Below are 14,250 nucleotides of genomic sequence, written 5' to 3'. Positions count from 1 at the left end.
GTCAGTTCATGGTTTCCTTCAAAGGCGCGCAATATCCGAAGGATGTGATCCTGTTCGCGGTGTTTTTCTATGTCCGATACGGTGTGTCTTACCGGGATCTGGAAGAAATCATGGCCGAGCGCGGTGTTTCAGTGGACCACACCACGCTGAACCGGTGGGTAACACGGTATTCTGGTGCAATCGCTGAGGCAGCACGTCGCCGCAAAGGGCCTTGTAATCGTTCGTGGAGAATGGACGAAACTTACATCAAAGTTAAAGGCGCGTGGGTTTACCTCTATCGAGCTGTCGACAAGCACGGCAAGACCCTTGATTTCATGCTTTCGCGACGTCGCAACAAACCAGCCGCCACCAAGTTCTTCGCCAGGATGTTGGAGATCAATGGGTTGCCGAAGAAGATTGTGATCGACAAGAGCGGTGCCAACACCGCCGGCATCAAGGCCATCAACAAAATGCTCAAAAGCTTTGGCTGCCCGATCCCAATTGAGATGGTGAGGCGGAAATACTTGAACAATATCGTGGAACAGGACCACCGTTTCATCAAGAGACGCACTCGGCCAATGCTGGGGTTCAAGGCCTTTGCTTCAGCGGCGGCAACGCTTGACGGAATAGAAGTGGCGCACATGATCCGCAAGGGTCAAATCACGCCCGGACTCTGCCCATTTCAGCAGTTTGCTGAGCTCGCCACCTGACTCACAAGCGATTGTCGAAACAACTCAACGGGCTCAAATCTTTGCAACAAAACCAGTTGCGCAACGGTGTCATCTGCAGAAACAAACACCGTGCCTTCACGTGTGAAGATGGCGCTTGCACTGTTTTCAACTCGCATCGCCCACTCGGTGGAACGGACCGCGGCAACAGCAGAAGGGGTTCTGACCTGGACGCCGTTTCCGTCTTCCGAGGAAAAAAGAAACCCGACGATGCCATCGATCAATCGCAGTCCAAAGGGGCGCGTTTCATGATCCAATAGACCAAGCACGTCGATCTCGCTTTCCGGGCCTATAACAACTTCAAGCCCACCAGAGCAGGCCATGGTAACCCTTGCATCGGCTCCCGTGCGCAGCTTGGCATTCAACCCCAAACCCAAACCAATGACTGCAGGTTGGACACCTGCTCCTCGGGCAGAAACGACCGCCTGCCCTTCCGTTTGCGTTATGACACAGGTTCCTTGTGTTTGAGCGCCGCCCGAACCGGCCAACCCGATCCAGGAATAAATAAGAAGGATAACAAGCAAGCTTTTTTGATTCATTGCGGCCTCGCGGCTGAAGATACTCACAAGAGTGAAGAGTATGACACGAGAGGTCAACCAAAGGCGGCCTTACGTTTCTGTCGCATGGGTGGGAAACTGCTCGTTTCAATCAACGCCCGCCCTCGTCCCAGGTGTAAACTGGACACGCAAAACTCACGAAGTGGGGAATGTCCGCGTTCGCATCGGAATTGGTGAAAGAGTTTGCAGCAGACTCTTTGATTTTTGCAGTAATAGAAACCACCCTACCCGCATTGCGCTCATAATTTAGTGATAATGATCGTTACTTTTGCCGCATCACCAAATCCAAATTATACCCGATAAGTATCCCTTATCATGTTTGATTGATTTCCCCTGAAATTCGGCGCAAAATTGGCCCATGAAGCCCCCTGCCCCCTATCTCCCGGCCACCTCCCCTGCCTTGTCGCAAGCGGATCAGGACGCGCTCACCGATCTTTATATCCGCGGCACGCCGGCCAATACTCTCAGGGCCTATGAGCGCGACCTGCTCTACATCACCGCCTGGAAATCAGCACGGTTTGGCGCAGTGCTTGACTGGCCGGAAGCCGAGGCCACAGCGCTCGCCTTCATCCTTGATCACGCCCGCGATCTTGGTGATGCGCCAAAGGAGGACATCGCGCGTCAAACGGCAGAGGTGCTCATCAGACAAGGGCTGCGTAGATCACTGACCTGCCCGGCGCCGTCGACCTTGGACCGGCGCATTGCGTCCTGGCTGGCCTTTCATCGGATGAAGAACCTCTCCAGCCCGTTTGATGCGCCCCAGGTGAAACAGGCCCGATCCAAGGCGCGCCGCGCCGCGGCCCGGCCCCCTGCCCCGAAGTCGGCCCACCCGATCACCCGGGACGTGCTGGAGCAGCTGCTGACCACCTGCCGCGGCAGCCGCCGGGATTGCCGCGACCGCGCGATCCTGATGCTGGGCTGGGCCAGCGGTGGTCGGCGCCGGTCCGAGCTGACCGGGTTGATGCGCGAGGATGTCTCGCTGAAGGAATACGACAAATCAGGCGTGGTCTGGATTTCACTTCTCGAAACCAAGACCACTCAGAAAGGTGAGACACCCCGGCTGGTGCTCAAGGGCCGCGCCGCGCAAGCGCTGGTGCATTGGATCGAGGTGGGTCAGATCAGGGACGGCCCCCTGTTCCGCCCCGTCTCCAAGGCCGACCGGGTGCTGAAACGCCGCCTTAGCCCGGATGCGATCTACCAGATCGTCAGACACCGGCTGAAACTGGCGGGTCTTCCGCAGGATTTTGCCTCTCCCCACGGGCTGCGCTCGGGGTTTCTGACTCAGGCTGCCCTCGACGGCGCCCCGATCCAGGCCGCCATGCGCCTGTCGCTGCACCGCTCCATGGCGCAGGCGCAGAAATATTATGACGATGTCGACATCACTGAAAATCCAGCGGCGGACTTGTTGGGGTGAGCGCTTACGGATTGTTTAAAGAGTTCGTAGCGCTAGGGAGATTTCTAGCTGCAATGCCTATGTCCCGTTCCCCGTCGCATCCGTCAACGCAGCCAGCGCAGAAACATGTCGCGGCAGATCGCAACGGGAATGCAGGATATCGATTATGACTACGCTATCCGGCTGGTCGAAGTAGACCAGGAAATGCTCTCCTGCCCGTACAAAACTGAGATCAACCGCCTCCTCGACCAATAGAGAACAACTGCGGCTGGCCACCCTACCCTCGGTGATGGCTTGGCAGCGCGCTATCAGCTCTTGTTCGTAAAGATCAGCCTGATGCGGTCCAAACTTATCGATGGTCCAACGGGCAATTTCCACCAGGCTGGATTCAGCACGGCGTGTTAGTCGAAAGGGTCGGATCACGTTTTGGCTCTTGCCCTTGCGAAGGCACGACGGATCGCATCCGAACCGCTGCCTTCTGCCAGATCTCCAGCCTGAGCCTGTGCCACACCCTCCTGCAGGCCTTGCTTAAGAGACTCCAGCCCCGCTTCTTCCCGCTCCAGAAGACGAAGTCCCGCACGCAACGCTTCACTAGCGTTCTGATAGCGACCGGATGCAACCAGATTCTGCACCAGTTGGTCTTGCGATTCTGTAAGTACGACGTTGCGGGTTACCATGGCTTAAGCCTCCTCCTTGGCAATATATGCCAATGAGGCTGTCGGTTCAACGATTGAGGACATAGCCTAAGTAGTTTAGTCGAGCTGGTCTCATTTCTGAGTAGTGCTTTAGCTAACTGTTTTCTTTTGTTCGAGAAGAAGATGAGTTTTGGTCCACCACGCTTCCAAGGACGGACGAACGTGTCTTGAAACAGCGCCTCAACCCGGATGCGATTTATCAGATAACACGCCTTAATCCACGGACTGCGGTCTGAGTTTCTGACTCATTGGCCTCTGGGGGCCCCCAATCCAAACCGCCATGCGATTGTCACTGCACCGCTTCATGGCACAAGAGCAGAAACACCGTGATCATTACGTTGTCGCCGAAGTCCGAGCGAACGCCTTAAAAAGGGGAGAAACATCGGTTCAATTGATCTGCAGCATCAAATTTTTGTACAGTCGCGGCGCAATACATCAAAGATCAACTCCATCGGCAACAGAACCACATCAGTATCTTTTTGGCGCAAAGATCCTGTTACTCGAACCCCACCCGCCCTGCCCTGTTACGTCAAAAGATAATCAACGTTTGTCAGGTAAATCCGCGCATTCAGTATTGGAGCGACGTGAAGCATTGCATTCGATTAGTTACTTTTCTGAAGATTAGATAAGATTGTACGCTTTGCAGGACTCAAAGAAGCAACAATGCACCTGAGGTCAATCATCCTTAAAAATACTGGCTCGGAATCTGAATTCTTACCGGTACGATGCAACCTCCAAGCGCTTCTCAAGCGCTCAGCAGAGGCGTGAGTTAACAGCTGTTAACTTCAGCACGCTTGTGCAGGTCTCGCAGCGACCCACAAGTTATTGATTTTTCTCTTGACATGAATCGGAATACGAGTGCCTAAATGTACTCAAGTTGCGCAACCAAACAAAAATGAGCAGGAAAACTGCAACTATGCTACAGACCACACCCATTGCTGCGACGACGCAGTCTCACGTTACACGTGAAATTTCCGATCGTCTACAAGTTGCACTGACTACCCACTTAACTCAGGCCTATTCTCCAGAGTTGTCAAAGACACTTCGCCTCTTCAGCGCGACAGAGGTGGCTGACCTATTTGGCACGACCGGTCAATACTTGCGAAAGGGCCATGCTGAGGGCTCTCTTCCAGAACCGGAAGTTATCAAAAGTGGCCGGCGCTTCTACTCCGGAGCCGAAATCAAAACGATGCGCCAGATTCTTGAAGGCAGCTCGAGAAAGCCTGGCAAATACCTCCCTGGCCGCCGCGACAACGATCGGCTTCAAGTCATTCAACTCATGAATTTCAAGGGAGGTAGTGCAAAGTCCACCTCAGCTATTCACCTTTGTCACTATCTTGCGCTTCAAGGTTATCGCGTTCTGGCTATCGACCTTGACCCACAAGGCAGCCTGACTGGGTTCTGCGGAATTCAGCCTGAGATCGAGTTTGAGGGAAATTCAATCTACGATGCTTTGCGCTACGAGGATCCGGTCCCAATGTCCGAGTGCATTCGGGCCACTTACTTCCCCGGCCTGGATCTTTCCCCCGCTCAGTTGATCCTGTCTGAATTTGAAACGGAAACTGCTGTCTACGCCCGAAAAGGTGTCCCTTTCTATAATCGGCTCGCCAATGCAATCGAGACGGTGGAGGAAGACTATGATGTGATCATTGTCGATAGCCCGCCTTCTTTGGGCTTCCTGACGCTGGCGGGGTTATTCGCGGCAACGTCTGTCATCGTGCCGCTGACACCGAGCATGTTGGACGTAGCCTCTACGCAGCAGTTTCTTGAAATGACTTCGGCATATCTAGAAGAGTTTGAAAACTCGGGGATTCCGATTATCCATGACAACTTCCGGTTCCTCATAACACGGGACGACCCCTCAGACACACCATCTCAGCAAATTGTTAGCTTAATGCGGGCGTTGTTTCAGGATCGAGTAATCGGTGCAACTGCTCTGCGAAGCACTGCCATTGCCGATGCCGCGATGCTGAAAATGACAATGTACGAAGTCGTTCGATCGGAAATGACGAGATCGACCTATGACCGCGCCCGATCAAGTATGGATGCCGTTGGGCACGAAGTATCAAACATGATTCAAACCGCATGGGGCCGTTGAAATGGCACTTAAACAAAACAAAACCAGCATGGCTGCAGCGATTGCAGCGGCAGCCGGAAACCCGCCAATTCCACCCACGAAGACGGAACGCGCCAATGCAGCACTTCCACGCGGTACGATTGCATCGGTCCGTGTTGGAGCCGGAGGCATCCAAGACATAGATACCTCACTCATTTTGCCGTGGGGTCCAAAAGATAGACTTGGGATCGAGTTAACACCTGTTAACTCCGACCTTGAAGCGAACGTCGACTCAGCTGTTCTGGAACTTGCTGAAAGCATAAAAGACGCAGGAGGCCAACAGGTTCCCGTCCTGTTGCGTCCTTCTGAGGAAGTCGACGGTCACTTCGAGGTCATCTACGGCCGCCGACGCATCTTAGCTTGTCAGTATCTAAACCAGCCTGTTCGCGCGTTGGTAAGGACGCTTGATGATAAGGAAGCACTTCAGGCAAAGGGTCTGGAGAACTCTTCCCGAGTTGACCTCAGCTATTACGAGAGAGCCCGGTTCGCACGCGAAATTCTAAACCAGGGATATGACCGCTCGGAAGCGATCACAGCCCTAGCGATTTCCAAGAACACGCTGTCACAGTTGGAGCGAGTCACAAATGATATTCCGGACGATCTCGGGGATATGATTGGCCCAGCACCGAAATCTGGGCGACCCAAATGGACAGCTCTAGCCGATGCGTTGCGGAAAGGAGTGATAACAGCAGACAAGGCTAAGAAGCTCCTAGAGACGCTCAACGTTGCTAATTCAGACGATCGGTTAAACGGACTCCTAAGCAGCTTGGCTCCTAAGAAAGCAGCAAAGGAAGTCCGACCGGCGCCCGACGTTGTCATCAAGACCAGCAATTCTGCGGTGAACATGACCATCAAAAGGGCAGGGGACAATGAAGCCTATACAAGCTGGCTTTCGGACAACCTTGGACAAATCATTCAAGATTCCTACGAGCGTTTCAAAGAAAGCGCCAAGGATTAAGCGAGTTAACATCTGTTAACTCTACATGAGGCAACGAGCAAAAAGGAGAAAAGCAAAAAGAAACCCCCGAAACCTGAGGCTCCGAGGGCTGAAAGCCAACTAGTGGTTATAGATTAGACACCTAAACCCTAACAGCCCGCGAATCACGACACAATAAAAAACGCCTCTGGGTGAACAGGTTTTCTTTGTCTGCTGACAAAATCTCATGAAAACACTAACAGCATCGGCTCCAAATGGAGCAACCTTGTCGGGAACGGCAGGGCAGGGGAGTTGTACGCCCAAAAAATGGAGACTTCTTCGCGCCGTTGAAGAGGCCAGAGAACCTCTTGGGTTAAAATCCACAACTCTCAATGTCCTGAGAGCGATGATCTCCTTTGTGGGCGGAGATCAGATTGCTGCCGACCAGGATGATCATCACATCTGCTTCGCTTCCAATGCAGCGATCGCCAAACGAACGCATGTCAGCGTGCAGACAGTTGAGCGTCATATCTCGACGCTGGTTGAGCTTGGACTTGTCCGCCGCGTATTGAGCGCAAACGGCAAGCGATGGGCGCGCCGGGATCGACAGGGCAGGGTGGTCACAGCAACTGGGCTCTCCTTGATGCCGTTGTCTGAACGGCACGTTGAGTTCATCCAGGAAGCCCAGAGGCATGCTGATCGAGTTCTGGAGCTCACTGTACTCCGCGACAAAGTCTCAGCCGCTCTGGCACGCCTAAGGGAGCTCCTAGCAGACGACACCAAAATCTCGGGTTTGATGACCACCGTACGCAATGCTCTGCGTCGCAAACCAGATGCAAATGTGCTCAGCGAGCTGCTCTCAGAAATCTCTGTGGAAATCTCCGAGATAACACAGACATATACAGAAAATTTGAGGGGCAGTGACAGTGAAATTGAGGGGCACAAAGAGGACTCTTTGAATCCGGAAGTTAAGAAAGAAAAACTTTCTCAGATTCAGGTTTCTCCAGACCAAATGGAGCGCAGTTTTCCACGGCTATGCTCAGAACTACGCTTTGCAAAAGATCAGCACCACTGTGATCGGCTTATGGATGAAATCGCGGAGTATCTACGGCTTGACCAAACCTGGTATGCAATGAAATCGACGTTTGGCCCAGCTATTCGCTTCATTGTTCTCGGATACATCTTTCAACGTGCTGAGAACATACAGTCTCCAGGGGCTTACCTGATTTCATTACTGGCTAAGATCGAAAAGGGAGAACTGTCCCCAAAGGCAATGCTATCGCGGACTTCCAATGCTGCTTAAAATTGAGGAAACAGGACAAGATTTACGTATTCAGATTATACGCCCAATCGATGATTGGATCGAAAGGGTTGAAAAAGGTGAGCTATAGGATTGACCTCTATAAATCACATACCCATAAATAGTGAGCTATAGAAAGGAATCTTATACCTCACGATGTGGAACTGGCAGAACCCTGACTGGCCGACCTTTCGTTACGATGTCGCAAGACTCGAACCATATGAGCAACAGTTCCTGTTGTCCTCAGGGGAAGTTCTTGGAGCGGTTCATCATGTGAACACATCGGATCGAGATCAATTGCGTATCGACCTGCTAAGCGAAGAAGCGATGAAGACCAGCGCGATTGAGGGCGAGATGCTGGACCGGCTCAGCGTGCAATCTTCCTTACGTCGGCATCTTGGGCTGGCTCCCGACAGTTATCCGTCCAAACCGCGCGAGCAGGGGGTTTCTGAAATGATGGTGGATGTTTACTCCACCTACTCGGAGCCGCTATCACATCGCACCCTATTTCGGTGGCATGACATGCTCCTGTCCTATGAAAGGCGTCTGGAAACGATTGGAGCATACCGGAGCCATGAGGATGCGATGCAAATCGTCTCGGGCAGGCTCGACCGCCCAACGGTGCATTTCGAAGCCCCGCCTTCACATCAGGTTCCGGGAGAAATGGACCAGTTCGTAACCTGGTTCAACCGGACCGCACCGGATGGTCCCGAACCGTTGCGCGCACTGATCCGGGCCGGATTGAGCCATCTGCATTTTGAGAGCATTCACCCCTTTGAAGACGGTAATGGCCGGTTGGGCAGGGCGCTGGCTGAAAAGTCCCTGGCGCAAAACATTGGTCAGCCAAGCCTGATTGCACTTGCTTTCACGATCGAGCGAGAGCGGAAGGCTTACTACGACCAACTCGAACGCCATCAAAAAACGCTGGACGTCACGCCATGGCTCGTCTGGTTTGCCGAGACCGTCCTTATAGCCCAGCAGGTGACTCTTGAGCACGTTGGCTTCTTCATATCCAAGACGCATTTCTATGACCGGTATCGTAATCAGTTCAACGCCCGGCAAAGCAAAGTAATCTCACGTTTGTTCAAAGCTGGACCAGATGGGTTCAAAGGGGGATTGAGTGCGGAAAACTATATTTCGATCACCGGAACATCGCGCGCCACGGCAACGCGGGATCTGCAAGACCTGGTAGAGAAGGGGGCTCTGACCCGAACAGGTGAACTCCGATACACGCGATATTGGTTAATGCTAGATCGGGACGGGTAGCGAGCTGAAACACGGCACGAAGGGCGGGTAAGCGGCGCGGAAATGTCCCCGCGCTTTCAATTTGTCGGACTCTGAATTTAAATCAGTCGAAGAGGCGACCTAGGAGTTTCTCGAGTTCTTCCCTTTGCTCGACGTGCTTTTTCGGGTTGTCCCGGATCAGGCGCTCCAGATTGAGAAGCTTCCAACGCACGGCGGGAAGATTGGCGGCTTGCGGTCGATCTATTTCGGCGAAATCCGGCACGCCATCCTGCAGACTGAGCAAGAATTGTCTGGTGGGTTTGTCGAAGCGAGATTGGATATCCGCAATCAGTTGGTTGCGCGTAGTCAGTAGGTCATCCAGACCGACGGCTGACTTAGTCATGCCCTCGAACTCACGCACATAAGGTTGATCTAGGGCGATCAAGTTGGGATTCAGCAATTCGTGTGCTGGGCGTGCCGAACAGGCGATGTAGATCAGGAAAGTCCGGAACAGATCATCCGTCAGTCCTTCGTGTTCGTAGAGCAGCTTTACATCATAAAGATCGCGTGGATGCTGGCGATCCACGGCTGCGTGGAGCTTACCGCCGAACAAATCTTCGAATGAGACGATCTGCATTTCTGCATAGCCAAACGCGTCTGCTACGGCGTCGGAGACCGCCCGGGTTTCGGGGTCATGAACAACGCCGCGTGTGACAGGCGAGGTCTCGATTTTGACTTCTGCACCTTCCAGACGCGCAAGCACACGGGTGGCGCCGCCCCCACCTCCTTTTATTCTTTGAGCCTTCGCCCCGCTGATACCCTTTTCGATCGACTTAGCGATACGATCCATGGCTTCGTTGATCTCGGCGAGGCTCTGTTCACGCTCTTTGATCGGCAGATATGTCAGGTCGATATCAACCGACAGTCGCGGTAGATCGCGATAGAAGAGGTTGATTGCTGTCCCGCCCTTGAGCGCGAATATCTCTTCCTTCGCGACGTAAGGCAATACACGCACGAGAAGGGCTACCTGGGATTCATAATTCCTACGCGCCATTTTCTGCCCCTGTCGTGACGAACTCTTCGGGTACCATGATGCGATATCGCGGATGTATCCGACCCCCTTCGACCAATGCTCGATCCCCCGTCCCGAGGTTGAAGGCGTCAGCATCAAGTCTTTTGCGCCAGGGGTGATTGTGGCGATCCGCAAAAACGAAGAAGAGGCGCCTGACCTTTATTTTCTTGCAGCTCAGCAAGAGCGCTGAGAGCAACTTAGGTCGTAGCGTCGTCAAGCCCTCGAACACCATGTCGAGGTTGTGAAAACTCTCATGGTCCGGCAATTCGTCCATAGCTTCCATGACAGCCCGTTCGGGGGCCGACATGCGCAGTTGCCAGTCCCACGGGAGGGAGTTTTCAGATTTTATGTCGTCATTTGTAACGCCAAGTTCCTGGTCAGCGAACAGCGACGTATTGCGCGTTTCTATAGGTGCATTGAGTGACAGCTTCGTGAGCCAGTTGGGTATTTTGTAGCCATAGATCCAGACGGGGGCGTTATTGGCCAAACGCAGGTAGTGGTCGTAGCCCTGTTGTGAGAGAGCGGTTTTGCCGCCGACATGAATATCATAGCCCATGATATGTTGCATCGAGATCAGGCATGCCTTCCAGTCAACGGTGTTTGATGCGGACGGATTGGGAACAGGTCGGCGGAAAACGCCGCGGTGGACACGTTCGAGCCAGCCCCGTTTTACATAGTCGCGAAAGGTCTCGTAGGCTATGCCATGGGCGGTGAGCCAGTTAGCATCGACGAGATATCCTGCGGGCACCGAGTCGAGAACTTTCTTCAGGTTTTGCGATCTTCCAGCGTTCATGACGCCCTAAATCACATAATTTCAAAGAAAAGGCAAGAGAGCCTCTGTGAAAAGTACATTTTTAAAGTGTCTATAGCGCTGAAAATGACACGCTACTAAAGACACAGCGCTACGCAGAAACCCATCGGAATACCCGGGACAAATGGAAAATTCCGGCGTCAAGGGCGGATTCCGGACCTTCTCTGCATCTGCAAACCCATCCATGTATCGATGAGCGAGCGGACATTCAGACTGGCTCACGCTGCCGGTCGGTAATGATCGACGATCAGGACGGAAACGGACTTGGGGCAATGCGGCATGTCCGCTGCATCAGCCCCTAAGAAGCAGCCATTGAGCCGAACTGCAGTGAAAAGTATCGTCAGCCCAGCCTTGAAGGTGAAGCACGCAATCAGCATGCCGCCTTACATAGCCTCCAACGTGTGGATGAGGCCGTTTCGGATGTGATCTTCCAACAGTTTCTTGGCCATATTCGCGTCTCTGGCCAATGCGGCATCGAACATGTGTTTGTGTTCTTTGGCTGCTACCTCACCTCGATAGGTCAGTACGAGCATCTGGTAGCGAAGATATTTGTCATAGATGATTGAGTGAAGGGATAGAAGATTCTTGGAGTTGCAGGCTGCTATCATTGCTTGATGAAACTCCGAGTCGTACCTCTTCCAGGTTTCTTTCTCAGAGTCATCTCCTTTGAGAAGCCGTTGCTCCATCAAATGCAGCTTATGATGCGCGGCGACGAGGTTCCCCTCCCAATCCGTGTCACCATTCTCGATGGATAACTCCAACGCGTGGCATTCCAACAGGACACGCAGCTCTGATATCTCGATCAGGTCTTCACGGGAGACCGGTGTAACCAGGAACCCCCGTTGCTCAGGAGCTTCGACAAATCCGTCACTGGCAAGCCTGTTCAGGGTCTCACGAAGTGTCGAAAGGCTCGCCGAGTAGCGTTCCTTCAAAGCGTCCAGCTTCAGTTTGGAGCCGGGCTGCAGCTCCCCGAAGATGATGTCCCGCTTGATGCGCTGATAGGTGCTCGCACCTATCGTAGACGGCTGTTTCGCCATGCGTTTCACCCGATATTATCAGTTTCCTCGTTGAATTAGCATTTTTCGCAGACATCAGCAATCCAAACCGATGTCTGGTAAAAATAAAAATGTCATATATTATTGCGGAATCGGCGAAACCCCAATACTGTCGTGGCCAAGTTGGGCAATGCAGCCCGGTCGCAAATATTGGATTCGGGATTTTCCGGGCGCTCCAGAAGGAAGCAAAGTGTCTAAGAACTTTCGTATTGCCATTGTCGGCATTGGCCTTGTTGGACGCCGCCACGCAGACGCTATCCGAGCGTTGCGTCATGTTGATCTTGATGCGGTGGTTGATCCCAGCGACGAAGGCCGCGCCTATGCCGTTGAGCATGGGGTGGCATGTTACGAGACCCTCGAGGAAATGTTTGCAAATCAGACGCCGGACGGAGCTGTTCTTGCGACGCCGACCACGCTTCATGTTGAACAAGGCCTCACGTGTGTTCGATATGGTTGTCCCGTTCTTGTCGAAAAACCGATCGCCGTGGAAGCCGCCGCTGCACTGGAGCTTGTCCAAGAAGCGGAGAGGGCCAATGTGCCGCTGATGGTCGGACATCATCGTCGGCACAATCCTCTGATCAAGTCAGCCAAAGAAGCGATTGCTGATGGCAAGATCGGAAAAGTTCGCGCAGTCCATGCGAATTGCTGGTTTTATAAGCCCGATGAATATTTTGACGCTGCGCCCTGGCGAAAGAAACCTGGTGCAGGGCCCATCTCGGTCAATCTTGTCCACGATGTGGATCTGCTGCGGTACTTGGCCGGAGAAGTTGTGACCGTACAGGCTCAGTCGGCTGCATCGCAACGCGGTTATGACAACGAAGATGTCGCGGGCGCGTTGTTGACGTTTGAAAGCGGTGCGATAGGCACCATAAGTGTGTCCGACAGCATCGTTGCTCCGTGGAGCTGGGAGATGACGTCTCAGGAATATCCGATCTATCCTTCGACCACTGAGAGTAGCTACATGATCGGTGGCTCTCATGGGTCGTTGTCCATCCCCGATCTTCGGTTATGGAGCTACCAGAGTGAGCAAAGGGACTGGTGGATTCCAATCTCGTCAACCGCGCTGAAGAAGGGTTCCTCTGACCCGCTGGTCAATCAACTCAGGCATTTTGTTGAAGTTGCTCGGCACGAAGCAGATCCGATTGTGTCCGGCTGGGAAGGCTTCAGAACGCTTCAAGTCATTGAAGCCATACAGAATTCCTGCAGGACTGGCGAGGTTGTTAGAATAAGAAACCTTCAGGAAATGCAACAACAGAGAATGCAGGTCAAAAAAATATCTGATATTTTGTAAAAAATCTTGCAAAATGTCCAAAATAGGTCAAAACTCAGAATCGGAAAAATGCATCATGATGTCTCAGGGAGGAGCAAAGTGATTACCAAACTTACCCGCCGGGCTGCTGTATCAGCCCTTGTTGCAACCGGTGTTCTGTTTGGCGCAACAAGCGGTGCGCTGGCTGAAGACAAAGTCCAACTTCGTCTCGCAACATCAGGATCGGAGACCGACCAACGCTCGGTCGCTATGGCAGAAGTTTTCGCGCCGATGGTCGCCGATTTCGCAAGTTATGAGCCCAGCTATAACGGTACCATCTTCGCTCAGGGCACTGAGTTGGACGCCATCAGCCGGGGTAACCTGGAAATGTCGATCACCTCGGCGCAGGAACTGGCACAGTTCTTTCCCGAGTTTTCGATCTTTACCGCAGGCTATGTCCACCAGGACGCCGCCCATCAGGTGGCAGTCTTCAACGATCCCCTAATGGATGCCTTTAAGCAAAAAGCCGAAGAAGAACTGGGTGTTAAACTTCTGTCGGTCATGTATCTGGGTCGTCGTCAGGTGAACCTGCGCCAGCCCAAGGATGAGCTGACGGTCACAACTCCGGCCGATCTGGAAGGCGTGAATCTGCGGATGCCGGGTACAGATGCGTGGCAATTCCTCGGAAAAGCGCTGGGCGCCGCCCCGACACCAATGGCCTTCTCCGAAGTCTATACCGCGCTGTCGACCGGTGCCGTTGACGGTCAGGATAACCCGTTGCCGACCGTCGTCGACGCCAAATTCTATGAAGTGACCAATCAGATCGTCCTGACATCGCATCTGGTCGACCTGAACTATATCGCCATCGGCAAAGAGGTTTGGGACGGGCTGACACCGGAACAGCAAGCCAAGGTTCAGGAGGCTGCAGACGCAGCGGCTGAATCGGGTCGTCAGAAGCAGCTTCAGAAAGAAGAGGACCTTGTCAGCTTCCTCAAGGAGCAGGGCATGGAGGTCTACGAGCCCGACCTCGCGGCGTTCCGCGATCAGGTACAGTCGATGTATCTGGAAAGCGAATTCGCCGGATCATGGCCGGACGGTGTTCTGGAGCAGATCAACGCTCTGGGCAACTAAGTTCGTCTACACAAGGGAGGGAGA

The 14,250-nt window shown here is 53.3% G+C and carries 14 protein-coding genes; 8 read left to right on the top strand and 6 right to left on the bottom strand.

Annotation, left to right across the window (positions count from 1 at the left end; translation table 11 throughout):
- Window positions 1-8 precede the first annotated feature (8 nt).
- Complete coding sequence (locus tag ACR0KC_RS14930) at window positions 9-689, top strand: IS6 family transposase (protein ID WP_152459955.1); 681 nt, start codon at window positions 9-11, stop codon at window positions 687-689.
- On the opposite strand, the gene ACR0KC_RS14925 is transcribed toward ACR0KC_RS14930, so the two are convergent.
- The gene (locus ACR0KC_RS14925; RefSeq protein ID WP_480791220.1) at window positions 662-1,303 is read right to left on the bottom strand and encodes a FecR domain-containing protein; all 642 of its coding nucleotides are present in this window, start codon (window positions 1,301-1,303) and stop codon (window positions 662-664) included. The two genes, ACR0KC_RS14930 and ACR0KC_RS14925, sit on opposite strands and share 28 nt — an antisense overlap.
- A 319-nt stretch (window positions 1,304-1,622) precedes the next feature.
- Between ACR0KC_RS14925 and ACR0KC_RS14920 the strand changes: the two genes are divergently transcribed.
- Window positions 1,623-2,678 carry a tyrosine-type recombinase/integrase gene (locus tag ACR0KC_RS14920; RefSeq protein WP_480791221.1) on the top strand — a complete coding sequence of 352 codons (1,056 nt, stop codon included), beginning with the start codon at window positions 1,623-1,625 and terminating at the stop codon, window positions 2,676-2,678.
- Between the two features lie 57 nt (window positions 2,679-2,735).
- On the opposite strand, the gene ACR0KC_RS14915 is transcribed toward ACR0KC_RS14920, so the two are convergent.
- Entirely contained in the window at window positions 2,736-3,080 is a 345-nt protein-coding gene (locus tag ACR0KC_RS14915) for a type II toxin-antitoxin system RelE/ParE family toxin (RefSeq protein WP_170514516.1), read from the bottom strand.
- Window positions 3,077-3,334, bottom strand: coding sequence for a type II toxin-antitoxin system ParD family antitoxin (locus ACR0KC_RS14910; RefSeq protein WP_170514513.1), 258 nt, complete (start codon window positions 3,332-3,334; stop codon window positions 3,077-3,079). The genes ACR0KC_RS14915 and ACR0KC_RS14910 overlap by 4 nt, the downstream gene beginning before the upstream one ends.
- 934 nt (window positions 3,335-4,268) lie before the next feature.
- On the opposite strand from ACR0KC_RS14910, the gene repA reads away from it, so the two are divergent.
- The 4 genes from repA (at window position 4,269) to ACR0KC_RS14890 (ending at window position 8,950) form a co-directional block, all read left to right on the top strand.
- On the top strand, window positions 4,269-5,450 hold the full coding sequence (repA, locus tag ACR0KC_RS14905; protein WP_255612175.1) for a plasmid partitioning protein RepA: 1,182 nt from the start codon (window positions 4,269-4,271) through the stop codon (window positions 5,448-5,450).
- 1 nt (window position 5,451) lies between these two features.
- Complete coding sequence (locus ACR0KC_RS14900; protein WP_170514507.1) at window positions 5,452-6,426, top strand: ParB/RepB/Spo0J family partition protein; 975 nt, start codon at window positions 5,452-5,454, stop codon at window positions 6,424-6,426.
- Window positions 6,427-6,631: 205 nt separating this feature from the next.
- On the top strand, window positions 6,632-7,687 hold the full coding sequence (locus ACR0KC_RS14895; protein ID WP_170514503.1) for a helix-turn-helix domain-containing protein: 1,056 nt from the start codon (window positions 6,632-6,634) through the stop codon (window positions 7,685-7,687).
- 153 nt (window positions 7,688-7,840) lie between these two features.
- Window positions 7,841-8,950: a Fic family protein gene (locus ACR0KC_RS14890; RefSeq protein ID WP_170514499.1), complete on the top strand. Its 1,110-nt coding sequence runs from the start codon at window positions 7,841-7,843 to the stop codon at window positions 8,948-8,950.
- Window positions 8,951-9,032: 82 nt separating this feature from the next.
- Here ACR0KC_RS14890 and ACR0KC_RS14885 read toward each other — a convergent pair whose 3' ends face one another.
- The 3 genes from ACR0KC_RS14885 to ACR0KC_RS14875 all read right to left on the bottom strand — a co-directional run bounded on the left by ACR0KC_RS14885 (window position 9,033) and on the right by ACR0KC_RS14875 (window position 11,828).
- Complete coding sequence (locus ACR0KC_RS14885) at window positions 9,033-9,962, bottom strand: nucleotidyl transferase AbiEii/AbiGii toxin family protein (protein ID WP_170514495.1); 930 nt, start codon at window positions 9,960-9,962, stop codon at window positions 9,033-9,035.
- Complete coding sequence (locus ACR0KC_RS14880) at window positions 9,952-10,773, bottom strand: type IV toxin-antitoxin system AbiEi family antitoxin domain-containing protein (protein ID WP_480791222.1); 822 nt, start codon at window positions 10,771-10,773, stop codon at window positions 9,952-9,954. The genes ACR0KC_RS14885 and ACR0KC_RS14880 overlap by 11 nt, the downstream gene beginning before the upstream one ends.
- Window positions 10,774-11,174: 401 nt before the next feature.
- Complete coding sequence (locus ACR0KC_RS14875; RefSeq protein ID WP_425078739.1) at window positions 11,175-11,828, bottom strand: GntR family transcriptional regulator; 654 nt, start codon at window positions 11,826-11,828, stop codon at window positions 11,175-11,177.
- Between the two features lie 70 nt (window positions 11,829-11,898).
- On the opposite strand from ACR0KC_RS14875, the gene ACR0KC_RS14870 reads away from it, so the two are divergent.
- Together ACR0KC_RS14870 and dctP are read left to right on the top strand one after the other, a co-directional pair.
- Window positions 11,899-13,137, top strand: coding sequence for a Gfo/Idh/MocA family protein (locus ACR0KC_RS14870; protein ID WP_480791223.1), 1,239 nt, complete (start codon window positions 11,899-11,901; stop codon window positions 13,135-13,137).
- Between the two features lie 78 nt (window positions 13,138-13,215).
- Window positions 13,216-14,226: a TRAP transporter substrate-binding protein DctP gene (gene dctP / locus ACR0KC_RS14865; protein WP_425078737.1), complete on the top strand. Its 1,011-nt coding sequence runs from the start codon at window positions 13,216-13,218 to the stop codon at window positions 14,224-14,226.
- Window positions 14,227-14,250: the final 24 nt, after the last annotated feature.

It is taken from the genome of Ruegeria sp. CF3 (assembly GCF_056537365.1).
This window is presented reverse-complemented; position numbering and strand designations above follow the sequence as displayed.

Bases quoted from the DNA above. Each gene is read 5' to 3' on its own strand.
- ACR0KC_RS14895 (WP_170514503.1), top strand. From the start codon at position 6,632: ATGAAAACACTAACAGCATCGGCTCCAAATGGAGCAACCTTGTCGGGA.
- ACR0KC_RS14910 (WP_170514513.1), bottom strand. From the start codon at position 3,334: ATGGTAACCCGCAACGTCGTACTTACAGAATCGCAAGACCAACTGGTG.
- ACR0KC_RS14880 (WP_480791222.1), bottom strand. From the start codon at position 10,773: ATGAACGCTGGAAGATCGCAAAACCTGAAGAAAGTTCTCGACTCGGTG.
- ACR0KC_RS14930 (WP_152459955.1), top strand. From the start codon at position 9: ATGGTTTCCTTCAAAGGCGCGCAATATCCGAAGGATGTGATCCTGTTC.
- ACR0KC_RS14920 (WP_480791221.1), top strand. From the start codon at position 1,623: ATGAAGCCCCCTGCCCCCTATCTCCCGGCCACCTCCCCTGCCTTGTCG.
- ACR0KC_RS14870 (WP_480791223.1), top strand. From the start codon at position 11,899: ATGTCTGGTAAAAATAAAAATGTCATATATTATTGCGGAATCGGCGAA.
- ACR0KC_RS14875 (WP_425078739.1), bottom strand. From the start codon at position 11,828: ATGGCGAAACAGCCGTCTACGATAGGTGCGAGCACCTATCAGCGCATC.
- ACR0KC_RS14890 (WP_170514499.1), top strand. From the start codon at position 7,841: ATGTGGAACTGGCAGAACCCTGACTGGCCGACCTTTCGTTACGATGTC.
- ACR0KC_RS14885 (WP_170514495.1), bottom strand. From the start codon at position 9,962: ATGGCGCGTAGGAATTATGAATCCCAGGTAGCCCTTCTCGTGCGTGTA.
- repA (WP_255612175.1), top strand. From the start codon at position 4,269: ATGCTACAGACCACACCCATTGCTGCGACGACGCAGTCTCACGTTACA.
- ACR0KC_RS14900 (WP_170514507.1), top strand. From the start codon at position 5,452: ATGGCACTTAAACAAAACAAAACCAGCATGGCTGCAGCGATTGCAGCG.